At 64.4% G+C, this 23,342-nt stretch carries 23 protein-coding genes and 1 tRNA gene; 12 read left to right on the top strand and 12 right to left on the bottom strand.

The genetic code is table 11. The features are described from left to right. The first annotated feature begins 55 nt into the window (after positions 1 to 55). Positions 56 to 634 carry a metal-dependent hydrolase gene (locus tag VI340_RS04810; protein ID WP_336357908.1) on the top strand — a complete coding sequence of 193 codons (579 nt, stop codon included), beginning with the start codon at positions 56 to 58 and terminating at the stop codon, positions 632 to 634. On the opposite strand, the gene VI340_RS04815 is transcribed toward VI340_RS04810, so the two are convergent. The 3 genes from VI340_RS04815 to VI340_RS04825 all read right to left on the bottom strand — a co-directional run bounded on the left by VI340_RS04815 (position 631) and on the right by VI340_RS04825 (position 3,048). Next, a complete protein-coding gene (locus VI340_RS04815; protein WP_008309877.1) occupies positions 631 to 2,262 on the bottom strand; it encodes a GMC family oxidoreductase in 1,632 nt (543 codons plus the stop codon). The genes VI340_RS04810 and VI340_RS04815 overlap by 4 nt on opposite strands. A gap of 395 nt (positions 2,263 to 2,657) precedes the next feature. Continuing rightward, positions 2,658 to 2,731: transfer RNA gene (locus VI340_RS04820), tRNA-Arg, on the bottom strand. Positions 2,732 to 2,808: 77 nt separating this feature from the next. After that, the gene (locus tag VI340_RS04825; protein WP_004962460.1) at positions 2,809 to 3,048 is read right to left on the bottom strand and encodes a twin-arginine translocase TatA/TatE family subunit; all 240 of its coding nucleotides are present in this window, start codon (positions 3,046 to 3,048) and stop codon (positions 2,809 to 2,811) included. Positions 3,049 to 3,689: 641 nt separating this feature from the next. Between VI340_RS04825 and VI340_RS04830 the strand changes: the two genes are divergently transcribed. The 6 genes from VI340_RS04830 to VI340_RS04855 all read left to right on the top strand — a co-directional run bounded on the left by VI340_RS04830 (position 3,690) and on the right by VI340_RS04855 (position 7,862). Next, positions 3,690 to 3,935 (top strand): hypothetical protein, encoded by a 246-nt coding sequence (locus VI340_RS04830; RefSeq protein WP_008309874.1) that lies wholly within the window; start codon positions 3,690 to 3,692, stop codon positions 3,933 to 3,935. 56 nt (positions 3,936 to 3,991) lie between these two features. Then, positions 3,992 to 4,459, top strand: coding sequence for a peroxiredoxin (locus VI340_RS04835; protein ID WP_008309872.1), 468 nt, complete (start codon positions 3,992 to 3,994; stop codon positions 4,457 to 4,459). Between the two features lie 46 nt (positions 4,460 to 4,505). Then, on the top strand, positions 4,506 to 5,318 hold the full coding sequence (locus tag VI340_RS04840) for an HD domain-containing protein (RefSeq protein WP_008309871.1): 813 nt from the start codon (positions 4,506 to 4,508) through the stop codon (positions 5,316 to 5,318). 62 nt (positions 5,319 to 5,380) lie between these two features. Further along, positions 5,381 to 5,779, top strand: a complete 399-nt coding sequence (locus tag VI340_RS04845) for a hypothetical protein (protein ID WP_336358186.1) — start codon at positions 5,381 to 5,383, stop codon at positions 5,777 to 5,779. A gap of 224 nt (positions 5,780 to 6,003) precedes the next feature. Beyond that, positions 6,004 to 6,285 carry a hypothetical protein gene (locus VI340_RS04850; RefSeq protein WP_336357909.1) on the top strand — a complete coding sequence of 94 codons (282 nt, stop codon included), beginning with the start codon at positions 6,004 to 6,006 and terminating at the stop codon, positions 6,283 to 6,285. Positions 6,286 to 6,287: 2 nt separating this feature from the next. Beyond that, a complete protein-coding gene (locus VI340_RS04855; protein ID WP_336357910.1) occupies positions 6,288 to 7,862 on the top strand; it encodes a methyl-accepting chemotaxis protein in 1,575 nt (524 codons plus the stop codon). A gap of 299 nt (positions 7,863 to 8,161) precedes the next feature. Here the strand turns inward: VI340_RS04855 and VI340_RS04860 are convergent, their stop codons facing one another. Continuing rightward, the gene (locus VI340_RS04860) at positions 8,162 to 8,290 is read right to left on the bottom strand and encodes a hypothetical protein (protein ID WP_275039407.1); all 129 of its coding nucleotides are present in this window, start codon (positions 8,288 to 8,290) and stop codon (positions 8,162 to 8,164) included. 233 nt (positions 8,291 to 8,523) lie between these two features. Between VI340_RS04860 and VI340_RS04865 the strand changes: the two genes are divergently transcribed. Then, positions 8,524 to 9,783 (top strand): alanyl-tRNA editing protein, encoded by a 1,260-nt coding sequence (locus tag VI340_RS04865; RefSeq protein WP_336357911.1) that lies wholly within the window; start codon positions 8,524 to 8,526, stop codon positions 9,781 to 9,783. A 1-nt stretch (position 9,784) separates the two neighbouring features. Here the strand turns inward: VI340_RS04865 and VI340_RS04870 are convergent, their stop codons facing one another. Genes VI340_RS04870 through VI340_RS04885 form a run of 4 tightly spaced genes read right to left on the bottom strand, consistent with a single transcriptional unit; the run spans position 9,785 to position 13,773 of the window. After that, positions 9,785 to 10,708 (bottom strand): DMT family transporter, encoded by a 924-nt coding sequence (locus tag VI340_RS04870; RefSeq protein ID WP_336357912.1) that lies wholly within the window; start codon positions 10,706 to 10,708, stop codon positions 9,785 to 9,787. A 6-nt stretch (positions 10,709 to 10,714) separates the two neighbouring features. Then, a complete protein-coding gene (gene surE / locus VI340_RS04875; protein WP_008309862.1) occupies positions 10,715 to 11,524 on the bottom strand; it encodes a 5'/3'-nucleotidase SurE in 810 nt (269 codons plus the stop codon). A 36-nt stretch (positions 11,525 to 11,560) separates the two neighbouring features. Continuing rightward, positions 11,561 to 13,042 carry a small ribosomal subunit Rsm22 family protein gene (locus VI340_RS04880; protein WP_336357913.1) on the bottom strand — a complete coding sequence of 494 codons (1,482 nt, stop codon included), beginning with the start codon at positions 13,040 to 13,042 and terminating at the stop codon, positions 11,561 to 11,563. Continuing rightward, a complete protein-coding gene (locus VI340_RS04885) occupies positions 13,039 to 13,773 on the bottom strand; it encodes a prephenate dehydrogenase/arogenate dehydrogenase family protein (protein WP_336357914.1) in 735 nt (244 codons plus the stop codon). The genes VI340_RS04880 and VI340_RS04885 overlap by 4 nt, the downstream gene beginning before the upstream one ends. Before the next feature lie 162 nt (positions 13,774 to 13,935). Here VI340_RS04885 and VI340_RS04890 point away from each other — a divergent pair, with 162 nt between their 5' ends. Beyond that, positions 13,936 to 14,709: a fumarylacetoacetate hydrolase family protein gene (locus VI340_RS04890; protein ID WP_008309856.1), complete on the top strand. Its 774-nt coding sequence runs from the start codon at positions 13,936 to 13,938 to the stop codon at positions 14,707 to 14,709. A 41-nt stretch (positions 14,710 to 14,750) separates the two neighbouring features. Here VI340_RS04890 and VI340_RS04895 read toward each other — a convergent pair whose 3' ends face one another. Further along, entirely contained in the window at positions 14,751 to 15,575 is an 825-nt protein-coding gene (locus tag VI340_RS04895; protein WP_049942920.1) for a halocyanin domain-containing protein, read from the bottom strand. Between the two features lie 319 nt (positions 15,576 to 15,894). On the opposite strand from VI340_RS04895, the gene VI340_RS04900 reads away from it, so the two are divergent. Together VI340_RS04900 and VI340_RS04905 are read left to right on the top strand one after the other, a co-directional pair. After that, a complete protein-coding gene (locus tag VI340_RS04900) occupies positions 15,895 to 16,257 on the top strand; it encodes a winged helix-turn-helix domain-containing protein (protein WP_008309854.1) in 363 nt (120 codons plus the stop codon). Further along, entirely contained in the window at positions 16,254 to 16,556 is a 303-nt protein-coding gene (locus VI340_RS04905) for a DUF7521 family protein (protein ID WP_014040025.1), read from the top strand. The genes VI340_RS04900 and VI340_RS04905 overlap by 4 nt, the downstream gene beginning before the upstream one ends. Before the next feature lie 21 nt (positions 16,557 to 16,577). Here the strand turns inward: VI340_RS04905 and VI340_RS04910 are convergent, their stop codons facing one another. Continuing rightward, entirely contained in the window at positions 16,578 to 17,135 is a 558-nt protein-coding gene (locus VI340_RS04910; RefSeq protein WP_008309851.1) for a halocyanin domain-containing protein, read from the bottom strand. A 170-nt stretch (positions 17,136 to 17,305) separates the two neighbouring features. Between VI340_RS04910 and VI340_RS04915 the strand changes: the two genes are divergently transcribed. Continuing rightward, positions 17,306 to 18,832 (top strand): cryptochrome/photolyase family protein, encoded by a 1,527-nt coding sequence (locus VI340_RS04915; protein ID WP_336357915.1) that lies wholly within the window; start codon positions 17,306 to 17,308, stop codon positions 18,830 to 18,832. 31 nt (positions 18,833 to 18,863) lie between these two features. Here VI340_RS04915 and VI340_RS04920 read toward each other — a convergent pair whose 3' ends face one another. Beyond that, a complete protein-coding gene (locus VI340_RS04920) occupies positions 18,864 to 20,618 on the bottom strand; it encodes an ABC1 kinase family protein (protein ID WP_336357916.1) in 1,755 nt (584 codons plus the stop codon). A gap of 52 nt (positions 20,619 to 20,670) precedes the next feature. After that, positions 20,671 to 23,307 carry a heavy metal translocating P-type ATPase gene (locus VI340_RS04925; protein WP_336357917.1) on the bottom strand — a complete coding sequence of 879 codons (2,637 nt, stop codon included), beginning with the start codon at positions 23,305 to 23,307 and terminating at the stop codon, positions 20,671 to 20,673. Positions 23,308 to 23,342: the final 35 nt, after the last annotated feature.

Raw genomic sequence — 23,342 nt, forward strand, 5'->3', positions numbered from 1 at the left:
TGCAGACAGACCTGTATCAGCAGATACAAATCACCATCCGGCATACCGAAACCCAATGTGGCCGTGGGGACATCTCGCCGTCGCCTACCTCGTCTACGTCGTCTACACTCGCCTTGACCCGACCCGTCGCCAGACGGCGGCGACGCTGACCGCGCTGGCGGTGGGGTCGCAGTTCCCGGACCTGATCGACAAGCCCCTCGCATGGACGTTCGGTGTCCTGCCGTCAGGGCGGTCGCTCGCCCATTCGGTGTTTACCCTCCTCATCATCGCTGTGGTCTTGCACCGACTCGCTGTCCGATATCGCAGAACAGACCTCTCAAAGGCCTTCACGGTCGGTGCGTTCGCACACACGCTGACCGACATGAGCCCGACGGCGGTGGCGGGGCTGCTCGGCGGTGACCTGACACAGCTCCAGTGGCTTCGCTTTCTCGTCTGGCCGCTTCAGCCACCGCCGCCGTACGCCAATGACACCTCGTTTGTCGAGCAGTTCGCCTCGCTCTCCATCGAGCCGTACGTCCTGTTCCAGTTCGGGCTGTTCGGCCTCGCCATTTCCGTGTGGCTCGCTCACGGTGCACCCGGTTTCGGGGCGGTCACTCGCCGGGGCAAGGCGATGTTCTCCGAACTTGCCGACTAAAGCCGCTCTGCGACGTGGTCCGCACACTTCAGCGCGAGCGCAGCGATAGTCAGCGTCGGGTTCATCGACCCGGCGGTGACGAACACCGACGAGGACGCGATCGAGAGGTTCGCCACGTCGTGGGTCTGCAACTGTGGGTTGACTACGCTCTTTTTGGAGTCAGTTCCCATCCGCGTCGTGCCCATGTGGTGGTACGCCGGCCCGGTGTCCGCCGGCCCGACCGTCCATGAGATGTCGACGCCCAGCTCCGACAGCACGGCGTGTTGAATCTCGTTCGCACGACTGAGCGACCGTTCCAGTCGCTCACCCCACGACCACTGGATGTCCGGAACTGGATTGCCGAGATCGTCTGTCGTCGACGTGTCCAGCGTCACCCGGTTTTCCTTCCGCGGCGGCTGGCCGACCAGCCCGCCCATCGCGATGCTGTTGCCGTAGCTCTCGCGGAGGCTCGACAGCAGCGTGTCGCCCCACTCCTCGCCGGAGAGCGCGAGTTCGACCGGCGACGGGCCGGCGTAGTTCAGAAACTCCAGTTTGAGGGGTGACAGCGCTTCGTCGGTGGCCCCGATCACCGTCTCGCCGTCCGCGACGCGCTCGACTGCCTGCCCGGGGTCGTCGTAGAACTGGTGGCACTCGCTCGTGAGAAAGCCGACGTGGTTCTGGCGCGTTTCTCGGTCGAGGGTGCCGCCAGCGCCGGCAAACAGGTGGTCCATGAAGTAGTGGCCGACCAGTCCCGAACTGTTCGCCAGCCCCTCGGGGTGGTCTTCGCTCGTCGACAGCAAGAGGAGCCGCGGCGTCTCGACGCCGCCCGCCGCGATGACGAACTCGCGGGCCGTCTGGCGATGTTCGGTCCCGTCCGGCGTCGCGTAGACGGCCGCCTCGACGCGCCCGTCGGCGTCGGTCACGAGGCGCTGGACCGGCGCGCGGTCGATGACGCGTGCCCCCTCGGTTTCGGCGTCCTCGATGTGGACGCTGGCGTCGTATTTCGCGCCGGAGGGACAGACCGGCTGGCAGGTCCCGTAGCCGACGCATGGCCCCCGGCCGTCGTACGGCTCGGAGTTCCGAGCGTTGGGCACGGAGTGCATCGTGATGCCTAACCGTTCGCAGGCCTCGGCGAACAGTGAGTCGCTGTACGACGGGGGGAAGCCATGCATCGGGTACTCGCCGTCTCGCGGCGGCGCGAAGGGGTTGTCCGCGTCGCCGGCGACCCCCATCGCCCGCTCGGCGTCGGCGTAGTACGGCCGCAGGTCGTCGTAGCTGATCGGCCACGCCGGGTCGTCGGTGTCGTGGCTCCCGTCGAAATCCGACGGGTGCAACCGCATCACCATCCCCTGCCAGTGCAGCGTCGACCCGCCGACCCCTTTCACTCGCGAGATATTCAGCGGGTAGTACCGCTCGCCGCTCGCACTGAATGCGTCGCGGTCCCCGCCCATCTCCCAGACAGAGCCGTGGTCGCCGGGCCGGATCGCCTGTTCCATCTGCTGCTCGCGCTTCGACCTGTCGAACCGCGGCCCGGCCTCCAGCACGACCACGTCGCGACCGTCGCTGGCGAGTTGGCTCGCGACGAGTGCCCCTGCCGGCCCGGCCCCGACGACACAGACATCCGCCCGCTCGGACGGCTCCCGGTCCATTTCAGCAGGAGTTAGGTAAGCCTAAACTTATACGTTGGCATCTCAGGCGCTGTGGATGGTGTGATTCAGTTCGGTCGCTGCAGCGGGTCTCGCGGGATTCGAACCACGGTCGGACGTGCTCGCTCCACTGCGCGCGACCTCCCTGATTAGAATCCCGCCATGCCGGTTCAGTCACAGACTCGCTCCGCTCGTCGGTTCCCTGCACGGGCGTGGCGGGACTGAGCGAAACCGAAGGTTTTGCGAGGGTCGCCACGGCCGCGAGTGTGTTTCGAGCGGACGCGAGAAACCACGAGCGGGCGTGGCGGGATTCGAACCGGACCGAGACTCGCTCCGCTCGTCTCGTAGGGTTCGAATCTCCGGGCCGTTTTCACGGCTCGCTGTCGCTCGCCGGAAAACGGGCGTGGCGGGATTCGAACCCGCGTTCTAGGGGTTAGGAACCCCTCGCCCTGGTCCACTAGGCCACACGCCCTATCGGGTGGTCGATTGAGCGGTGAAAAATCCTTTCGTTATCACTACAGACCGCTGAAAACGGAGAAGTGGTCGAGATTACGTCTCGGTTTCCGTCGCCGTCTCGGTCGACTCGGCCGAGTCCACGGTAGACGCGTCGGTCCCCTCTGCAGCGCCGCCGTCACGCATCTCTTCGAGTTCCTGCTCGACTTCTTCGCGCCCTTTCTGGAACTCGCCCATGGCTTCGCCGGTCGACCGCGCTAGTTTCGGAATCTTGTTCGCGCCGAACAGCAGGACGGCGATGAGGAGGATGACCATCATCTCCGTCGTCCCGGGCATCCCCGGGAACAGTACTCCGGATGTCCCTAACATTGTATCCGAAGGTTACGTGGTTGCTATTATAACCTTTTTGCTCAGGACGGCCTGGCAGGCGAGTCACTGCCGTCGAGACCGACTCTCCAGTACTGTCTGGCGTGGGCAGCAGACAGACCGGTAGTCATAACCGAGCCGTGGCCGCTTGGTCTGTCGAAACGGCCTCGCCGGGAACCGACGGCGAGGCCTGACACAGGAGGAGTGGGGCAATGGGTGTGGCTCGGAAGCGGCAACACGAGGTATTCGGTCTCTGACTTCCCGGTGTCACTGGCTTGGGTTGGCACGTCGACAGATACACCGCAGCATGTCCACGGGACTGAGTCGATAGCTGGGGCTGTTCAGGTGACACGATTTCCGTGGCCATGTCCGGCGTCGGGTTTGCCTGCGTGCGGGTTCGCACCCGCAGTACCGGCTACACGGTCCTGTCAATTTATTATATTCTGGTTAAGCCACTGCTCATACTGTCGGCTGTAAGTCTGTGAAGAATTTCGCCCGGGGTGAGGAATATCTTGAAATAGTTACAGCTGACAGTATCACCAGCCACAGCGCCGGGCAGGTGCACTCTCCGCCCGGGGATATAACTACCGTCGGGCGCTCAGAGAGACCAGATGCCGGCCGATAGTCACACGATGGAAGTCAGGAGCGGGGAAGAGGTAACAATTCGACCGATCAAACCGGTCGGAGAGGACGTCGTTCGGGTCGATATCGAGGCTGACGGGGTGTGGCGACTCGATATCACGCGCGAGGGCGAAATCGCAGACATCGTCACGACCCGCGACGCGGACGGGACACTCGCGGACCGCGAACTGCCGGAGTGGATCGACGAGGTCACGGCGAAGTTCGCGCAGTTCTGATTCGGGACTCGTCCGCGTCGGAAAGGGTTTTATCTGCCACGACCCAGGTCGCCAGTATGGTCTCAGTCGGAGACGCTGCACCCGATTTCACGGCACCGATCGCAAACGGCGACGTTGACGAGATAACGCTGTCCGAGGCGCTCGACGACGGGCCTGTCGTGCTCGCGTTCTTCCCGGGCGCGTTCACCAGCGTTTGCAGTCACGAGATGAACTCGTTCCAGGACCGACTCGACGAACTCACCGAGGCGGGGGCGACGCTGTACGGTGTCAGCATCGATACGCCGTTCTCACAGAACGCGTTCCGTGACGAACTGGGACTCGAGTTCGACCTCGTCAGCGACTCCGGGCGCGAAATCGTCGACGCCTACGACATTTCGATGGACTTCGAGGCGCTGGGCGTTCCGAACGTCGCCAAGCGGGCCGTCTTCGTTATCGACGAAGACCAGGAAGTCACGTACGCCTGGGTCAGCGACGACCCTGGCGTCGAACCGGACTACGACGAAGTCATCGACGCCGCCACCTGATCGCGCCGGTGGGGGATTTTTCGCTGTGGGTCGTCTGGGATGTGGTATGAGCGTTGACAACGACGACACCGGCGGCCGTATTTACGACCCCGAGGCAGACCACGCGTTCCCGGACGGGCGACTGAACGCAGTTCTCGACACCATCACGACTGACGAGGAGATCCAGGCGTATCTCGAAGCCCAGAACATCAACCCCGTCGCGCGCAAACAGTACAACGACCACGGCGCGAAACACATCGGTATCGTTCGGAACCGAGCGCTGTGCCTGTATGACCTCCTCAAGCAGGGCGGCGTCGAGTTCAACGGTGCGGCCGACCACGGCCTGGACGAGGCTGACGAGGCTGTCATCATCGCACTTGCGACGACGCTCCACGACATCGGGCACGTCGTCCACCGCGATTCACACCCGTATTATTCGATCCCGCTGGCGGCCGACATCCTCGATGACATCCTCCCGGAGTTCTACGGCATCCGTCAGGCGGTTCAGGTAAAGGGTGAGGTTCTCCATGCTATACTCTGCCATCACACCGAGGAAAACCCGCTGACGCTGGAAGCCGGCGTCGTTCGCGTCGCCGACGCGCTGGACATGGAGCGTGGCCGTTCACGTATCCCCTACAAACGCGGCGGCCGCGGTATCGATACCGTCTCCAGCCAGGCTATCGAGACGGTGACGCTGAGCCCAGGCGACGATTATCCCGTCCTCGTCGAAATTGCGATGAACAACGCGGCCGGCGTCTATCAGGTCGACAATCTTCTGAAAGCCAAGCTCAGGGACTCTGGCCTGGAGAAACACGTCCGTATCGTCGCGCTCAACACCCGGGAAGACGGCAACCAGATCGTCGAGCGAATCGAACTCTAAACCGGATCGACACAACGGTTTTGTACCGTGCTTCCCTAGCCATGTCTATGAGTCTCACACCCATGGATGAGCCACGGGGTGCCCGGGCCAGGACGGACGACGGCGACGTGCCGCCACCCTCGCTTTTGGACCGGGTCAGGTACCGCGTGCGCTCAGCCATTGAGACCATTTCGCTTGGGGAGAGGTGTTTTGAGTGGCTTGATACGCGTGGTCGAGACAAACCACAGTCGAAGATTCACACCGATGGGTTCGCTGACGACGTCGTTACGCCGCCGGAGTGTCCGTCGATTAGCGACCTTCCGACGCGGTCACGACCGTTTACGTATCCGACCCGAAATCACACGGAAACCAACACTGTCGACCTCATCGCAGTCGAATCTGGAGACCAACTCACTATGACACATCCGGACAACTCTGCGGCGAAGATAACGTCCGATACTTGGATAGACGTCGAACAGTAACCCGAGGACAGCCCTTCTTTTTGACTCAGCAGCTCTCTCGTTGTACCGCTTTCATATTCGCCTTAACCAGCACAGCAGTAACGCGTTTTTGCACGCGCAGGAGTACTGTAGTTGTCGTAGCTATCGACGAGTAAATATTGGTATATAATGTTAAACGTGGTATTATTATCGATTCTGATGCTAGGGCCGAGAACCTTTTTTAAACGTGGAAGCTTGTTCAACCCATGGTTGGCATTGGCCCATTCGGAACACTAGAAGTAGTTGGTCTGCTTGTCGCGGTAATCGGCTTAATACCCGTTCTCTCACAGTATCGCGAGGAGACCCGGTGGTTCACTGTTGGGTACGTTCTTCTTGTGGTTGGCATGGTAGCAACGAACCTCGAAGCGGTTGTTCTCGGCGATGTGCTGAACTTCGTTGAGCACGGCGTCGGTATCGGCGTGGCCGGTCTTACTTTTTCCCTGGCCGCCTATCTCCGTCGGGAAAACCGGATCAAGACTGAGGGATAACAATGGTCGGGATTGCACCTCTATTCGACGGTTTGGGCGCGCTCGGCTTTCTCGCTGCGACAGTGCTCGGATGGCTCAATTATCGAGACACTGAGGCCGAGTCGGCCTTCTGGCTGACGTTCAGCTTTGCATCGACGCTCGGTACCGTCTGGACGATCAGCCTCATGTTCGAGAAGGCCGGGATCTACGAGGAAGTGTTCAACCTGGCCACAGGCCCGCTTATGACATCGACTGTTGCCGTCTTCGCCATCGGCGGCACAGCCACCCTCTCGCTGGTCACAGAGATGCAGGAGCTGGTCGACGAGGCCGAGACGAAGCGACAGGAAGCGGAGCAGGCGAAAGAGAAGGCGACGAAGCAACGCAAGCAAGCCAAAGAGGCACAGCGTGAATCGGAAGAAGCTCGCGCGGAGATTGAGGAGCGCGAGGCGGAACTCGAGCAATTGACCGCAGATCTGGAAGCGACCGCCGAATCATACGGTCAGGCGATGGAACGGGCGGCAGCCGGCGACCTCACGGTCCGGGTCGATGCGGACAGTCGGAACGATGCGATGTCGCGCATCGGGACGGGGTTCAACGCGATGATGGACGAGCTCCAGACCGTCATCGCCGAGATCCAATCGTTCGCACGGCAGGTTGACACGGAAAGCACAGAAGTCACAGGCGGCGCTTCGGATATTCGGTCCGCCAGTTCGGAGGTTGCCGAGAGCACTGAGGAGATCTCCGCCGGAACGGAAACACAGAACGAGAAACTCAACGAAGCGAGCAGCGAGATGAGCGACCTATCCGCGACGATCGAGGAGATAGCCTCCTCGTCGGAGGAAGTCGCCACCCAGTCGCAGCAGGCCGCAGAACTGGGGCAGGAGGGCGAAGAAGCGGCCGCGACAGCTGTCGAGAAGATGGCCACGCTTGAAACCCGGACTGATGAAACCGTCTCAGAAGTAACAGACCTCCAAAACGCTGTCGAGCGAATCGAGGAGGTTGTGAACCTGATAAACGACATCGCAGAACAGACGAATATGCTCGCGCTCAATGCGTCAATTGAGGCCGCGCGCGCCGGCGAAGCGGGTGAAGGATTTGCCGTTGTCGCATCCGAAATCAAATCGCTGGCCGGCGAGACTGCCGACGCAACCCAGGAAGTCGAGACGCTCATTGAGGGAATCGAGGACTCGACAGAGAGTGTCGCCGACGACATCTACGACACGCAGTCGGAGGTCGAGGAAACTCGGGAGACGATTGACGAGACAGCTACCGCACTGAACCGAATCGTCACCGAAGTCGAGGAGGCCAGCAGCGCAATCCAGTCGATCAGCCAAGCCACCGATCAACAGGCTGATTCCGGACAGAAGGTCGTCACGATGCTGGACGAGGTGACGTCGATCAGCGACCGGACAGCCGAGCAGGCACAGGAAGTGTCCGCGGCTACGGAGGAACAGACCGCGACGATTCAGGAGATCGCGACCAGTGCCGACTCGCTGTCAGACAGTGCAGAGCGACTCCTCTCGCTCGTCGCTCAATTCGACGCACAGGAACAACAGGCCCGGTCAGGGGCTGTGAGTGCGGAAGCTACGACAGACTAGCTGGGACACAACTCTATAGATCGTACTGCGCAATGTTGCCTGAGCCACAGGCCGGGCAGGTCGAGCTATCCGTCTCGATGGTGGTTCCACAGCGCCGACACTCCAGATGTGAGCGCTGTCGAGTCCCCACGACTCGGCGTAATCGCTCGATCATATTGCCAGACAGGGAGCCAGGCCCTATATAATCGGGTAATTCACGGTGAAAGTGAAAACCGCAGGACGTGACGCCAATTCTGATGGCCCGTCTGCCGGGCGTCTGACGCCGCTGTTCCACCGCCTGCCCTGTCCGTTCGCCCCAATTACGCGCGGGTCTGCTCACGCCGGTCCTGCCTGCCGGACGCGTACAGAAGCGTCAGGAACAGCCCAACCGCGAACAGCCAGACCACCACCAGCCAGAGCACTATCGATTGGCCCCCACTCCCAAGCATGAGTGGGAAGCGTCGCTGCCAGTATTTAATTAGTGACCCTGTATCCATTCCCGATACAGTGTCAAACAGTGGATTACGCCATCGATAGCAGGTGGGTTCAGGGTGAGTCGTCCTCGAAATCGCCACACCGACTTGGCACGCACGAGGACTGCGCTCCTGTCGGCCGCGCAGTCCCGGACGCTCGTCCGGGGCACGCCCAGATGTTTTTGTTCACGCCGACGTAGCCACGCCCGATGACGGGAATAGCCGCAGCCGAGCCCACTGTGACGACGTTCACGTCGACTGTCGACCGTATCGATACGACCGCTGTCGTGCTAACGGAGACGTACTTCTACGCCGAAGGCGGCGGCCAACCGGCCGACCGGGGAACACTCGGTGGCGTTGAAGTCGTCGACGTCCAGCACCGAAACGGCGATATCGTCCACGAACTGGCCGAACCGCCGGCGTTCGACCCGGGCGAGACAGTCGAGGGCCAGATCGACGCGGCGTTTCGGACGTACTGTATGCGTGCCCACACGGCCAGTCACGTCCTCTACGGCGCTGGTCGCCGGCTGCTGTCGGATCTCGGCTACGGCGGCTTCGATATCAGCGCGACAGTCTCGGACGACGACGAAGCCGCTGCCTTCGGGCCGTCTATCAGCGGGAAGGTGCGGGTGGATTTCGAAACCACAACGGAAATCGACGACGAGACGCTCACCGAACTCGAACGGCTGACCAACCGCGCAGTCTGGGAGTCCTACGACGTGACCTGGGAAGAAATCCCGCGTGGAGAGGCACTGGACCGCGACGACATCGCGTTCAACACGAAGACCGAAGAGGGAATCGAGGGCGAGACGGTCCGTGTCGTCACCATCGAAGACTGGGACGTGGCAGCCTGTGGTGGGACACACGTCGGGAACACGCGGGAGATCGGACCGGTGACGGTGCTCGGCCGGTCCAACCCCGGCGAGGGGCTGACTCGCGTCGAGTTCGCTGTCGGGCCGCGAGCGATCCGCCAGCGCGCGACCGAACACGAGCGGGCGATGACCGCCGCCAAGTCGCTGGATACGAACGTTTCGGAACTCCCGGCTGCTGTCGATAGCCTCCAGTCAGAATGTGACGATCTTCGGGAGACGGTGTCAACTCTCCGAGAGCGCCTCGTCGATTCTCGTCTCACTGACCTGCGCGACGACGCTATCGAAGCGGACGGGCGGACGTGGCTCGTCGGCACTGTCACGGGGCTCAACGCGAACGGACTGGCCGACCGAGCGGAGCAAGCCGTCGGTGACGACATCGATGTAGCTGCGCTGGTGGACGCTGACGGCCAGTATCTGGGCGTTGCGACGACCGGCGGCGTCGATGCCGGCGAAGTGGTCGACAGCGTGACGGCGGAGTTCGGTGGCGGTGGCGGCGGACGGCCGACAGTCGCACAGGGCGGGGGACTCGATGCTGCGGGGGACGATATCGTCGCGTTCCTCCGGGACCTGCCAGCGGCGCCAGACCACGGCGACTGACTCAATCGCCTCGGTTCGGCGTCCCGCTGAATCGTGCGACCTCGTTTCGCAGCGCATCCCGTTTCAACAGCCCGAACCCGACAAGGATACAGGCGAATCCGACACCCGTGTAGACCGTCGGTGTCTCACCGAGGAACAGCAGCCCAGTGGCGGCGGCGACGACTGGCGCGGCGTAGGAGACGAGATTGATCTCGATGGGCCCGAGCCGCTCCAGCAGGTCGAAGTAGATGAGAAAGCCGAGGGCGCTGGCGACGACAACCAGATACAGCAGCGCCAGCACGGCCTCAGCAGTCCACTGGACGTCGGAAATCGATTCGGAGGCCCCGAGGCTGACGCCGTGCATAAGCACCGCACCGAGGAGCATCGACCACGCCTCCATCGTCTCGATCTCTAAATCGTCGTCGAACCGCCGGGTCAGCACGCTCCCGAGGGCGAACGACGTGGTCGCGAGGAACACCAGGAACAGCGACACGGTTCGCGGGTCGAGGAGGTTCCCCGGGTCGGGGTTGCTGAGAACACCGACACCGACGAACCCGATGAGCAGGCCGACGATACCCAGCGCCGTGAGCCGTTCGTCCGGGAGGAACGCGCGGGCGAACCCAGTCGTGAGAATCGGCGAGAGGCTGACGACGATAGCGGCGGCGGCACTGGTGGTCCCTTGCTCGCCGACGAACAGGAAGATGTGGTACGCGGCGATCAGCAGTGAGCCGCCGATGCCCACGACGATCCAGTCAGTCCGACCCTTCGGGACCCACTGGTCGGTGGCGTACACCGCGTAGCCGAGCATCAACAGCCCGGCAAGGTCGTACCGGAACGCCGCAAACAGGATGGGCGGGAAGTACTCCAGCCCGGCTTTGATTGCAGTGAAGGCGCTGCCCCAGGCGACGGCGAGCGCGACGAAGAGGATGGCGTTACGGAACCGCATTTCCGGTCAGTCGGCCGCCTCGCCGTCGTCGCCCGGTTCGTACGTCTCGGCGAGCGCGTCGAGCGACTCGTGGTGCTCCGTTGTGTGTGGCGCGGTCAGCGGCGAGACACTGACCTTCCCGTCGACGACGGCGCGGCGGTCGGTCCCCTCGGGGTCGGGGATGTCGCCCTCGGCCATGTGCTCCCAGATGCGGTCGTGGAGCGTCACGGCGTCGCCCTCGCGGACGGCGTCCATCTCGTACTCGTGCGAGGGCCGCGTGACCGTCATCTGTGCGTCGCCCCACTCGGCAACGGGAGCGTTGATGTTCAGGTAGTCACACTGCTCGAACACGCCGGCGTCGACGGCGTGGTCGGCGAGATAGGTCGTCGCCTTGGCGGCCTCGCCGTAGCTGTCGCCGTTGGCCTCGATGTCTGCGAAAGCAGCGTCCTCGCGGACCGGGATATACATCGAGACGGCCATCGCTGGCACGTCGAAGAAGGTGGCCTCGACGGCGGCGCTGACGGTCCCCGAGCGGCCGAGGACGTACGCGCCGAGGTTCGCCCCGCGGTTACAGCCCGCGACCACGAGGTCGGTGTCGGTGACGAGCGCTTCGAGCCCCGCCACGACGCAGTCCGAGGGCGTTCCCTCGACGGCGTAACCGAGTTCGTGTTCGTGGACGGTCACTTCGTGGGAAATAGCCCGACCGACCGCACTCTGGTCCTCCGCCGGGGCGACCGCAGTCACGTCGCCGACTGTCGAGAGGCCGTCGTACACCGCCCGGAGGCCGGCGCTCTCGATGCCGTCGTCGTTGGTCAGCAGAATCGTCGGCTCGTCCATACGCTCCGTCAGGCCGTCTGCGAGAAAAGCCCACCGCTAGCGGGCGCGGTCGACGACCGTCTCGCCGTCGACGACGACGTTGTACGCCTCCTCGTCGTCGTTCCACAGCACCAGCGCGTTCTCGAAGGACAGCAGGTCGCCGTAGTCGGCTTTCCGGAGGTCTTCGTTCAGTATCGACGACTCGGTCAGCACGGCGAAGTGGTCGACCTGTTGGCTCCCGTCGCCCAGCAGATACAGCGGATTGGCCTCCGCCCGTTCGGCGAGGTCGTGACTGAGTTTCACGCCCAGAAAGTTCACCCGGTCGGTGACGTAGTTCTCGGCGTCGGCCATCGGCGCGTGGATGCCCCGGTCCGGCGTCACGTCGTGCGCTCGCTCCCCGTCGGTCCGCAGGACGCTGTAGGCGAACTGCACGTCCGTATTGACGAACTCGCCCGTTCCGCCCGCGGGGTCGTCGAGGCGCTGTTGCATCGTCGGCACTTCGATGTCGGGCTTGCGGTCGAACGACCACGATTCGCTGTCGGGGGACTGGTGGGGCCAGAGCCGTACCGTCGGCCCGTACACCGTCGCCGGGCCGCCGTCGGCCACCTCGCGCTCGACCTGTCGGAGCTGTATCGCCGTGTTGCGGTCGGCCGGGGCCAGCGCCAGCAACGTTCCGTCGTCGGCAAGCGCCTCGACGTACCGGTAGAGGGTCGCCGCCGCGTCGTCGAGTTCGCTGAGGACGTTGCCGAAGATAATGAGGTCGTAGCCCTCGGCGTCAGTGTCGCCGCCATCGGCACCGCTGCCGCTGTCGTCGCCACCAGCCCCACCGCTGTCGTCGAGAATCGGTGACGACGGGTCGAACTCCTCGGCGAGCGCTCGGTGAATCTCCCAGCGGACGTTCTGACCGCTGTCTTCTAGTAGGCTCTCCAGCACGTCCGCGGCGGCGCTCGGTTCGACGGCGTGGTAGTCCAGCAGGGCGTCGTCGGGGAGCAGGTCACGCAGGGCGAGCGCTGGCCCGCCGACGCCGGCCCCGACATCCAGCACGCGGAGCTGCGACGGGAGCTGGCCGTCCGCGGCGAGGTCCGCGAGGACGTACTTGGCCACAGCGTAGTAGTCGGGCAAGTGATAGACGGCGTAGCCAAGGGCGGTCAGCTCGTCGTACTCGACGGGCTGGCCCTGGAGGTACCGCTCCTTGATATCGCGGATGCGCTCCCTGAGTTCGTCACCGCTGTCGCCGCTGTGCCACTCCAGCCCGCCCCACTCTGTCAACAGGTCGATGACCTGCTGTTCGTAGCGGTCGGGGAACCGCTCGACGCCGTCGAAATCCACCGAGAGCCGTCCCTCGGGTGCCGGAACGAAGGTCCCGTCGTCCTGTTCGACGATGCCCAGGTCGAACGCCTCCTCCCGGAGTACTTGCTTGACGACGGCGGGGTGGGGCTGGCCCTCGACGTATTCCTGTAGCTCCTCGGGGTCCAGCGGTCGGACGTTACGGAGGTACTGGGCGTTTTCGCGTATCTGCTGGCGTGTGTCCTGGTTCATGAGAGTTGCTCGTAGAGCCGTTCGAAGGTGTCCGCGTCGGCGTCGGCGATCTGTCGGGCGGCGTCGGCGACCGCGTCCGCGCCGTCGAAGGCCGCCTGAATGTCAGCGTACACCCGCGGGTCGCCGCCGGTGACCTGCTCGACGAGGTCGAACAGGCCGGCCGAAATCGGCGTCTGAAACCGGTCGGGCACGTCGGCTGCGGCCATCGCGAACGCGAGCACAGCCGCGTGAGCGCTGGCCTGTACCGTTTCCATGGCTTCGTCGTGTTCCGCCGCCGTCGTCTCGAAGCAGTTGTTGCCGGCTGCGGCGAGTGCGTCAACGACGGCGACAGCGTCGGGTCCCGACGCGTCGCTGACGACAGCGACGTTGCCGGGCGCGTTCTCGGGGGCAAACAGCGGGTGGAGACTCAATCGCTGGGTATCGGGCACGGCGTCCCGCATTGCCGCGATTGGGCCTGCCATGCTCCCTGTCACGTCGACGATGGCATTCGTGGTACGCGGTGCGAACTCGTCGATGGCCGCCTCGGCGACGGGCATCGGAACCGCGATACAGACGACGTCGAAAGTCTCGGCCGCGTCGCTGGCGACAGCGCGCCCGCCGACCGCGTCGGCAGCGGCTTCGGCGGCCGACTGGTCGAGGTCGGTGAAGGCGACGGACGCGTCGGCGTGGGTTCGGACCGTGCGCGCGAACCACTGGCCCATCGCGCCGGCGCCAACGACGAGGACGTTCATCGGCCCAGCGTAGCCCGTCCCGTCTCAAAAGCCGTTCGGTCACACTCCCACACACCGCGACACCGCAGGCGACGATGGCCGGGTAGACAGCCGTCGAACAGCCCGCTGTGGTCCGGTTTCCCCTCCTAAACGCTTATCTGTCGGCCCTGAGAGAACGGTGACATGAAGCGCGTTCGATTCCGTGATACCGCGGGGAACGTCCGGGGGGGCCGCTGGACTGTCGAGGACGGCGAGCCCGTCGTCACCGCCGCTGCCGGACCGTACGGCCGTATCGCCTTTGGCGACGAGTCCTACGACCCCGACGAAGTGGACATCCTCCCGCCCTGCGAGCCGACGAAAGTCGTCTGTATCGGGCGCAACTACGCCGACCACGCCGAGGAGATGGACTCGGACCTCCCGGACAGGCCGATGCTGTTCCTGAAGGCTCCGAACGCCGTCGCGTCCCACGGCAAGCACCTCACGATGCCCTCGGGGAAAGAGCGCATCGACTACGAGGCCGAACTCGGCGTCGTCATCGGTGAGCAGTGCCGGAACGTCAGCGAATCGGGCGCGATGGACGTCGTCGCGGGCTACACCTGCGTCAACGATATCTCGAACCGCGACGACCAGCGACGGGAACAGAACTGGGTCCGCGGCAAGGCCTTCGACAACGCCTGTCCCATCGGCCCGCTCGTCGCGACACCGGAGCACGTTCCCGAGGACGCAAGCATCGAACTCCGACTGAACGGCGAAACGAAGCAGTCCTCCTCCCGCGAGCATCTCATCTTCTCCGTTCCGGAACTGATCACGGAGATAACGTCGTATATGACCTTAGAGCCCGGCGACGTCATCGCCACGGGGACGCCCGAAGGCGTCGGACCGATGGACGACGGCGACGAGGTCGAAGTCGAAATCGAAGGTATCGGCACGCTCAAACACAGCGTCAAGATCCCATAGGCGGCCAGCACGGCAGTTCCAAAGCTAGTCCGCGATGATTGCTATTCGACGACGACTGCGCCTCTCATCCCCACTCCTTCGTGGGGTTTACAGGAGTACAGATGCGTTCCAGTCTCCTCGAACGTATGCTCGTAGGTGCTCCCTTCGTCGGCGACGAGTTCCGAATCGAGCGGGCCATCGCCTTTGGAGACGATGTTGTGCGGGCCACCGTCGCCGGTCCAGTCCCAGCGGACGGTCGTCTCAGTCGAGACCTTCAGTGCAGGCGGGTCGAACGCAAACTGACCGCCGTTGCCGTCCGCACCGGCCGTAACAGTTGCAGTGTCAGTGTCGGTGCGGTCGGCAATGGTGCCGTCGAAGTTACTCGCGGCTGCGAGCCACTCGTCGACAGTTGCATTGCCTGAACTCGGCGGCTCTTTCACAATAATCGCACCTTTCATGCCATCGTCGCGATGGGGTTCGGAGACGAAGCGGTACTCGCCAGGCTCCTCGAAGAAGTAGTGATACATCGTCCCGGACTGGGCGTTCGTCCGGCCGCTGTCGAAGGTTCCGTCGAGCGCGACGACGTTCTGCTGGCCGCCGTGTCCTGTCCAGTCCCATCGGACTATTGTCATCGGCGGAACTTCGATGGCGGGTGGGCTGAACGCCAGTCCACCGTCTGTCTCCTCGCCAAGCATAATTGTCGGTCGGGACTGTGGTCCGTATCTGCGAATCTCGCCGTCGTAGCCGTTGGCGTCATCGAGCCAGTCGTCGAGGGACTCGGGTGTCGATTCAGGCGTTGCAGTTTCGGTCGCTGTAGCGGTTTCGGTAGCGGTCGCGGTCTCGGTACCGGTTTCCGCCGCTGGCTCAGAGCTACTCCCCGAGGACACGCACCCGGCGGTAACGGCGAGGGCTGCCAATCCTGTGCCTGCGAGAAACTGTCTGCGAGTGGAGGGCCGTTGCATAGCAAGCTAATTGTTGTTATTGGGTGTTAGAAAAGGGGGTGTGCCCTTTCCAGATTCTGGAAACAAACGGTCGCCCTTTATCTGAGGGTGTTTTATATTCCCGACACTGGGTGGGAGCTGCTACCGGAGTATCGCAGGACTCCGGAGTCGCAGTATCCCACAGGTTTCACGTCGCTGCCCCGCCATATCGAAATCGAACCGCCCGCAGAACCACCCCCGACCGTCCACCTGAAAGGGCCCCTCCGTGGCACACAACGACGCGAGCGAGATACAGGCGCTGTTCGACGCCCTCGCCGACCCTGACTGTCGTGACATACTCAGGGTGCTCGACGAGCCGCTGCCAGCCAAGGAGGTCGCCTCGGTCTGTGATCTGCCCCAGACAAGCACGTACCGGAAGCTCGAACAGCTGAGCGAGGCCGAACTGGTCGCCGAGGAGACGGAGGTGCGCCCCGACGGCCATCACGCGACGGCGTACGTCCGGGACTGTGGCGGCGTGTTCGTTGGCGTCGACGCCGACGGCGCGTTCGAGATCGACGTTCTGCCGGCCGAGGAGCGGCCGAGCGAACGGCTTGCACTCCTGTGGTCGCGCGTCAGCGAGGAACTATGAACGGAGATATCCCTCTCATCGTCATCGGATTCAAGACTGTGACAGTGTTGCTTGGCGGGCTCATCACCTACTTCGCAACCCGCGCGGCACTGAAAACACGGGCGACCGGACTCACCTATCTCGCCGTTGGATTCGCGACCATTACTGTCGGGTCGCTCATCGCCGGCGTCGCAGACCAACTGTTCGGCCTGAGTACCAACGCTGCACTGATCTTCGAGAACGCGCTCACCGCGGTCGGCTTCGCGGTCATCGCGTACTCGCTGTACGTCACCAGTCGCTCCGCGCTAGTAAAACGATAAAAACTGGCCGCTAACTATGGGTTATTCGACGACGACTGCGCCGACCATCCCGAGCGCCTTGTGCGGGACACAGTTGTAGAGGTAGGTTCCGGTTTCTTCGAACGTGTACTCGTAGGTGGTCCCTTCCTCTGCGACAGCCGAGCCCGAATCGAGCGGGCCGTCGCCTTCGGACTTGACGTTGTGGCCGGCCCCTTCACCGGTCCACTCCCAGACGACCGTCGTTCCGGTCGAGACTTTGATCGCGGGCGGATCGAAGGCGAACGCGCCGCCGTTCCCCTCGGCACCGACTGCAACGGAGACCTCGTCCTGGTCAGTCATCACGACCGTGTTGCCGTCGAAGTTGGACGACTCGCCGACGTAGTCCGCCACTTCGCTCGATGCTTCGACGGTCTCCATCCCACCGCTACTCTCGGTGTCCATCTCCTCGGCTTCAGTGGTCGCCATCTCCTCTGCTTCGGTGGCTTCCGTTTCGCCGCTGCCACCATCGCCGCCGGACCCGCCACAGCCAGCAAGGAGTCCAGCGCCTGATACGGCTGCCGTCGCGCGGATGAACGTCCGCCTGTCGAGGTCGTCTGTCATGCAACTAGAGTTATGACTCTTCACTTATAAGGAAGTCGTTTCTGTCGTTTGGACGGGAACAATAATTGAGGTTTGTACCGCCCTGCAGTGTGGCGATACCAACACAGTTCGGACGGGGATTGATGCGGACTCGGGCCCACAGTACAGCCAATGGGAGTGTCCGTACACAAATGACCGTCTGGCTTCGGGGCGACCACCTCCTCCGCCGGTCCGGCCCCGTCGACAACCGACCCGACGAGCCGGTGCTCCTGATAGAGGCGCAGTCGTTCGCCCGCAAACTGCCGTACCACCCACACAAGCTGATTCTGCTGTTCAGCGCAATGCGGCATTTTCGCGACGACCTCCGGGACGCCGGTCGGACAGTCCAGTACCGCCAGACGGAGACCTTCGAGGACGGACTGGCGGCACACTTCGAAGCCCATCCGGACGACACGCTCGTAACTCACCGACCACAGACCGAGTCCGCGCAGGCGCGGCTCGAATCACTGGTTGCCGACGCTGGCGGAGCGGTCGAGTTCGTCCCCGACGAACGCTTCCTCTGCCCCCCTTCACAGTTCGACGGGTGGGTTGGGGACGGACGCTACCGCCACGAGGACTTCTACCGGTTCATGCGCCGAGAAACGGGCTATCTGATGGCCGACGGCGACCCCGTCGGCGGCGAGTGGAACTACGACGACCAGAACCGGGAGACGCCACCCGATGAGTGGACCTCAGCGGAGCCACCGCTGTTCGAGCCGGACGACGTGACCCGGGATGTCATCGAGTGGGTCGAGGAAACGTTCGAGGGCAGCTACGACGAGCAGCCCTACGGCGGTGACTGGGCCGACCCCGACCCGTTCCGTTGGCCGGTCACTCGGCGGCAGGCCGTCCGAGCCTTGGACCACTTCGTTACGAACCGACTACCGGAGTTCGGGCCGTACCAGGACGCGATGCTGGAGGACGAGTGGGCGATGAGCCACAGTCTGCTCTCCACGTCGCTCAATCTGGGACTCCTCGGCCCTGACGAGGTCATTGAACGCGCTATCGCCGCCTACGAGGACGGCGACGCGCCGCTGCACAGCGTTGAAGGGTTCGTCCGACAGGTGCTCGGATGGCGCGAGTTCCTCCGGCACGTGTACCGCCGGGAGATGCCGGACCTGGCCGAGGCCAACCAGCTCGGCGCGAGTGCGGACCTGCCCGAGTTCTACTGGGACGGGAACACCGACATGGCCTGTCTCTCCGACGTGGTCGACGGCGTCCGGAAGCGGGGCTACTCACACCACATCGAGCGGCTGATGATTCTCGCGAACTTCGGGCTCATCTACGGCGTCGAGCCGGCCCAGCTAAACCGCTGGTTCCACGCCGGCTACGTCGACGCCTTCCACTGGGTGACGACGCCGAACGTCGTCGAGATGGGGCTGTACGGCGCGGGCGTGTTCGCCACCAAACCCTACGCCTCGTCGGCGAACTACGTGGACAAGATGAGCGACTACTGCTCTGGCTGTCCGTACTACAAGACGAAGACGACTGGTGACGGTGCGTGCCCGTTCAACGCGCTGTACTGGGACTTCCTGGACCGGAACGAAGACACACTCCGGTCCAACCACCGGATGGGGCTGATGTACAGCCACGTCGACAACAAAAGCGACGAGGAACTCACAGAGATACGCGAGCGGGCCGCAGAGATTCGGGAGATGGCGGCCGATGGCGACCTCTGAGCGCGACCGTACTGCCGCGAGCGCCGTTCAGCTACTCCTCTCCCTCTGCAGCGTCGGCCGCCTGCCGCTGTTGCATCTCGTGGCGGGTGAACTGCGGCGACGACAGCGCCGGCCCGCGGCGTCGGCGGAACGACCACGCGAGAATCCCGAGCACCGCGGCGCTCCCGCCCAGCGCAAGCCCGGCAGGCTGGATCCCGTTCACGGTGTAGAGGTAGGCGCTCACCGGCACGCCGGCGCTGGCGACGATACCGAGCAGGAGCCGCTTGGCGAGCACCCGGCTCAGTCCGTCGGAGTCTTCGAGAACGGTCTTGACGAGCAGTTCTTCGCGCTCGACCCTGTCGAGTGCGTTCTCTATCTTCGGCGCTGTCCGCACGGCTGACCGGGTCGAGTCCGTCACCGCCTCCTGGATTTCCGTCTTGATCTGCTCCCGGACGTCGTCCCCGGCGCCCTGCTCCATGACGTACTCGGAGATGATCTCGATGAAGTCGAACTCGGGGTCGAGCGTCCGACAGACGCCTTCGAGTACCGTCGTTACCCGGACCACCAGCGCCAGGTCCTGTGGCAGGCGCATCGGGAACTCGTACAGCTGCGTCTCGAACTGGCCGACCAGCTGTTCGATGCGGTACTCGCTGATGTCCTCGCCGCGGAACTGCTCGATGACGATGTCGAAGGCCTCCCGCATCACCTCACGGTCGGCCATCGGGTCCAGCGCGCCCATCTCGACGAAGGCGTCCATCACGCGGTCCACGTCGTCGGTCGCCAGTCCGACGTAGAAATCAAGCAGTTGGTCCTGTGTCCGGGGACCGAGGTAGCCGGTCATCCCGAAATCGTAGAAGACGAGCGTCCCGTCGGGCTGGACCGCCAGATTGCCGGGATGGGGGTCTGCGTGGAAGAGGCCGTCCTCGACGATCATCTGAATGTACACCTCCTCGAGCCGCCGGACGAGCGCCGGGCGGTCGATGCCGAGTTCGTCCAGTCGCTCCACGTCGTCGATTTTCACGCCGTCGAGATAGGTCATCGTCAGCACGCGGTCCGTCGAGTGGCTCTCGACGACGTCTGGGATAGCGACGTCGTCGTCGTTTGCGAAGCTGTCGCCGATCTCCCGGAGCATCCGCGCCTCGTGGCCGTAGTCCATCTCCCGGCGGACCGTCGTCGCGAACTCCTCGGTGAGGTTCTCCAGCGTGAACGCCTGGCCCGGGTCAGCGCCGTAGGTGAGCACCGGCAGCAGCGTCGACAGCACCCGCAGGTCGGATTCGACGCGCGTTCTGATGTTTGGTCGGAGGACCTTCACGGCGACCCGCTGGCCGTCGAGCCGCGCTTCGTACACCTGCCCGAGCGAGGCCCCGGAGATGGCCGCCGTGTCGAACTCCTCGAACAGCGCGTCGATGTCGTCCCCCAGTTCCCGTTCGATGACAGACTCGATAGTAGCCCACGCGTCCGGCGGGACGTTGTCCTGTAGCTCCGAGAGCACGTCGACGTAGGCCCGCGGCAGGGCGTCGGGCCGGGTCGACAGCATCTGTCCGAGCTTGATAAAGGCCGGACCGAGGTCGACGAACGTGTTCTTCAGGTAGCGAGCGCGCCGCGTCCGCGTCTCGGGCGCGACCGACCGGGACTGACCGAACAGGAGGAACCGCTTGCGGTCCCGGCCCCACTGCCAGAGCAGCGGGACGAACTGCCAGACGATGACGAGCGCTCGCCAGAGGGCCCGAAGCCGAACGCCGACACCGCCCGGCTGTGACACTGTCTGTCCCGTCGGCTCGTCGGCGATACGCTCCTCGGCAGTCACTGTTCGCAAGTGAGGCCCGGCGACAAATGAGTCTGCTGGAGACGGTCCCCGCTCAGCGACGGAGGAAGCCGAACAGCCGGTATTCCGAATCCGGCGTGTAGCGGCGGAACGCGAGGCTGTTTGCGAGCACCGACACGGACGAGGCGGCCATCGCAGCGGCGGCCAGCACCGGCTGGAGCAGTCCCAGCGAGGCTAGCGGAATCATCACCGTGTTGTATCCGAGCGCCCAGAAGAGGTTCTGCTTTATCTTCTGGAGCGTGGCCTCGGATATCCGGATGGCTTTGACCACGTCGGCGGGATCGTCCCGGAGCAGCGTCACGTCGCCGGCCTCGATTGCCACGTCGGTCCCCGAGCCGATGGCACAGCCGACGCTCGCGGCGGCCAGCGCCGGCGCGTCGTTGACCCCGTCGCCGACCATCATCGCCTGGTCGCCGTCGCTCTGGAGTTCGTCGACGGCGTCGGCCTTGTCCTCCGGCAACACGTCGGCCATGACGTTGTCGGGGTCGATGCCGACTTCCTCGGCGACAGCGCGCGCGGTCCGCGCGTTGTCACCGGTGATGAGCCAGACGCCGAGTCCACGCTCGCGCAGGCCGCTAACAGCGGCCTTGGCGGATTCTTTCACCGTGTCGGCGTCGGCGACGATGCCGAGGAGCCGGTAGTCCGAGCCGCTGTCGTCCCCGGTGCCGTCGCCGCCTGCGTCCTCGGCCAGCGCGACCAGCATCGCGGTCTTGCCCTCTCGTTCGAGGGCGTCCATCCGGTCCTCCGCCGGTGCGGTGTCGACGCCGGCCTCGGACAGCAGTTTCCGGTTGCCGACGAGGACGCGGCCGTGGCGCGTCGTCGCTTTCACGCCCTGGCCGGGGACGTTCTCGAACTCGTCGGGGTCTTCGACCTCGATACCGCGCTCGCGTGCACCGTCGACGATGGCCTCGGCCAGCGGGTGTTCGCTGGCGTGTTCGGCGCTCGCGGCGACTTCGAGGACGAACTCCTCGGTCCGTTCGCGCTCGGGCTTGAGCGTCCCGCCGTCGGTAGCGGGGCCGACGACCTCGACATCTGTGAGTTCCATCTCGCCTTTCGTCAGCGTCCCCGTCTTGTCGAAGACGACGGTATCGACGTCTTGTACCCGTTCGAGCACGTCGCCGCCCTTGAACAGGACGCCGTTGCGCGCGCCGATGGCCGTCCCGACCATCGTCGCGGCGGGCGTTGCCAGCCCCAGCGCGCAGGGACAGGCGATGAGCACGGCGGAGGCGAACACGACGATAGCGAACTCGCTTACGCCCACGCCGGCCGGCCCGCCCGCGGCCAGTCCCCACAGCGGGAGCGCGTCGACGACCGCGGCCAGCGTCTCCGGTGCGACCGCCCACAGCACCGCCCAGAGGACGGCGTTGGCGATGACCGCCGGGACGAAGTACGCCGAGATGCGGTCGGCGACGTTCTGGATGTCGGGCTGGCGGGACTGGGCCTGCCGGACCCGCTCTGCGATCTGCTGGATGGCGGTCTCCGAGCCGACTTTCGTCGCCTCGACTTCGAGGACGCCGTTCTGGTTCACCGTCGAGCCGATGACCTCGTCGCCCTCGCCTTTCTCGACCGGAACGGACTCGCCGGTCACCATCGACTCGTCGACGGCCGAGCCGCCGTCCACGACCACGCCGTCCGTCGGAATCTTCTCCCCGGGGCGGACTTTCAGCCGGTCCCCGACCCCCACCTCGTCGATGGGAATCTCCGCCTCGCTGCCGTCCTCACGGACCACCGTCGCCGTGTCGGCTTCCATCTCTAGCAGTTGCTGGATGGCGGCTCCGGCCTGGCTCTTCGAGCGGGCTTCGAGGTAGTTCCCGAGCGTGATGAACACGAGAATCAGCGCGGCCGTGTCGAAGTACAGGCCCGTGCTCGCGATGAGGCCAGACAGCGCGGCCACCGAGTAGAGGTACGCCGTCGAGGAGCCCAGGGCGATGAGCACGTCCATGTTCGCCCGGCCGTTGTTGACCAAGGCCTTGTAGGAGTTCTCGTAGAACGGCTTGCCCAGCAGAATCTGGACCGGCGTCGCGAGCGCGAAGGCGACCCAGCCCTGCGGAACCCCCAGAATCGTATCGCGGATAAGTCCGAGCGAGAACAGGTGGTCCGCCATGAACAGCAGGAGCGGGGCCGAGAGCACCGCTCCGAACAGCGTGAGCCGGAGCTGTCTTCGCGTCTCCTCGTCGCGCGCGGCGGCGCGGCGGTCGACGCCGGATTGTTCCCCGCCGGAGCCGTCACCGACGTTTTCACTCCCGCTACCCTCTCTGACAGGCGTGTAGCCGGCGGACTCGATGGCGTCGTAGAGGTCCGCACGCGACACATCGGCCGGGTTGTAGGTGACCTGGGCCTCGTCGGTGGCGTAGTTCACGCTGGCTTCGATGACGCCGGCGGTCGCTTCAAGCGCCTCCTCGTTGGTGTCCGCGCAGTTCGCACACGACATGTCGGTGATGCCGACGGTCACCGTCTCCGTCGCCACGCCGTAGCCGGCGTCCTGGACGGCGGCGACGATATCGGCCAGCGATACCACGTCAGGGTCGTACTCGACGCTCCCCTCGTCGGTGGCGTAGTTCGCGTCGACGGACGCAATCCCGTCCAACTCGCCCACCGACTCCTCAATCGTGCCCGCGCAGTTGGCACAGCTCATTCCCGTCAGTTCGAGCCGGGTGGTCCGGTTACTCATCTTGTCTTACTATACGCCCCCCATATTCATGCGGT

This window comes from Haloarcula sp. CGMCC 1.6347 (genome assembly GCF_037078395.1).
GTDB classification, from domain to species: domain Archaea; phylum Halobacteriota; class Halobacteria; order Halobacteriales; family Haloarculaceae; genus Haloarcula; species Haloarcula amylolytica.

What these genes read in the sequence shown, in the direction of transcription:
- VI340_RS04810 (WP_336357908.1), top strand. Translation starts at nt 56, where the DNA reads ATGTGGCCGTGGGGACATCTCGCCGTCGCCTACCTCGTCTACGTCGTC.
- VI340_RS04815 (WP_008309877.1), bottom strand. Translation starts at nt 2,262, where the DNA reads ATGGACCGGGAGCCGTCCGAGCGGGCGGATGTCTGTGTCGTCGGGGCC.
- VI340_RS04825 (WP_004962460.1), bottom strand. Translation starts at nt 3,048, where the DNA reads ATGCCCGGGACGACGGAGATGATGGTCATCCTCCTCATCGCCGTCCTG.
- VI340_RS04830 (WP_008309874.1), top strand. Translation starts at nt 3,690, where the DNA reads ATGCCGGCCGATAGTCACACGATGGAAGTCAGGAGCGGGGAAGAGGTA.
- VI340_RS04835 (WP_008309872.1), top strand. Translation starts at nt 3,992, where the DNA reads ATGGTCTCAGTCGGAGACGCTGCACCCGATTTCACGGCACCGATCGCA.
- VI340_RS04840 (WP_008309871.1), top strand. Translation starts at nt 4,506, where the DNA reads ATGAGCGTTGACAACGACGACACCGGCGGCCGTATTTACGACCCCGAG.
- VI340_RS04845 (WP_336358186.1), top strand. Translation starts at nt 5,381, where the DNA reads ATGGATGAGCCACGGGGTGCCCGGGCCAGGACGGACGACGGCGACGTG.
- VI340_RS04850 (WP_336357909.1), top strand. Translation starts at nt 6,004, where the DNA reads ATGGTTGGCATTGGCCCATTCGGAACACTAGAAGTAGTTGGTCTGCTT.
- VI340_RS04855 (WP_336357910.1), top strand. Translation starts at nt 6,288, where the DNA reads ATGGTCGGGATTGCACCTCTATTCGACGGTTTGGGCGCGCTCGGCTTT.
- VI340_RS04860 (WP_275039407.1), bottom strand. Translation starts at nt 8,290, where the DNA reads ATGCTTGGGAGTGGGGGCCAATCGATAGTGCTCTGGCTGGTGGTGGTC.
- VI340_RS04865 (WP_336357911.1), top strand. Translation starts at nt 8,524, where the DNA reads ATGACGGGAATAGCCGCAGCCGAGCCCACTGTGACGACGTTCACGTCG.
- VI340_RS04870 (WP_336357912.1), bottom strand. Translation starts at nt 10,708, where the DNA reads ATGCGGTTCCGTAACGCCATCCTCTTCGTCGCGCTCGCCGTCGCCTGG.
- surE (WP_008309862.1), bottom strand. Translation starts at nt 11,524, where the DNA reads ATGGACGAGCCGACGATTCTGCTGACCAACGACGACGGCATCGAGAGC.
- VI340_RS04880 (WP_336357913.1), bottom strand. Translation starts at nt 13,042, where the DNA reads ATGAACCAGGACACACGCCAGCAGATACGCGAAAACGCCCAGTACCTC.
- VI340_RS04885 (WP_336357914.1), bottom strand. Translation starts at nt 13,773, where the DNA reads ATGAACGTCCTCGTCGTTGGCGCCGGCGCGATGGGCCAGTGGTTCGCG.
- VI340_RS04890 (WP_008309856.1), top strand. Translation starts at nt 13,936, where the DNA reads ATGAAGCGCGTTCGATTCCGTGATACCGCGGGGAACGTCCGGGGGGGC.
- VI340_RS04905 (WP_014040025.1), top strand. Translation starts at nt 16,254, where the DNA reads ATGAACGGAGATATCCCTCTCATCGTCATCGGATTCAAGACTGTGACA.
- VI340_RS04910 (WP_008309851.1), bottom strand. Translation starts at nt 17,135, where the DNA reads ATGACAGACGACCTCGACAGGCGGACGTTCATCCGCGCGACGGCAGCC.
- VI340_RS04915 (WP_336357915.1), top strand. Translation starts at nt 17,306, where the DNA reads ATGACCGTCTGGCTTCGGGGCGACCACCTCCTCCGCCGGTCCGGCCCC.
- VI340_RS04925 (WP_336357917.1), bottom strand. Translation starts at nt 23,307, where the DNA reads ATGAGTAACCGGACCACCCGGCTCGAACTGACGGGAATGAGCTGTGCC.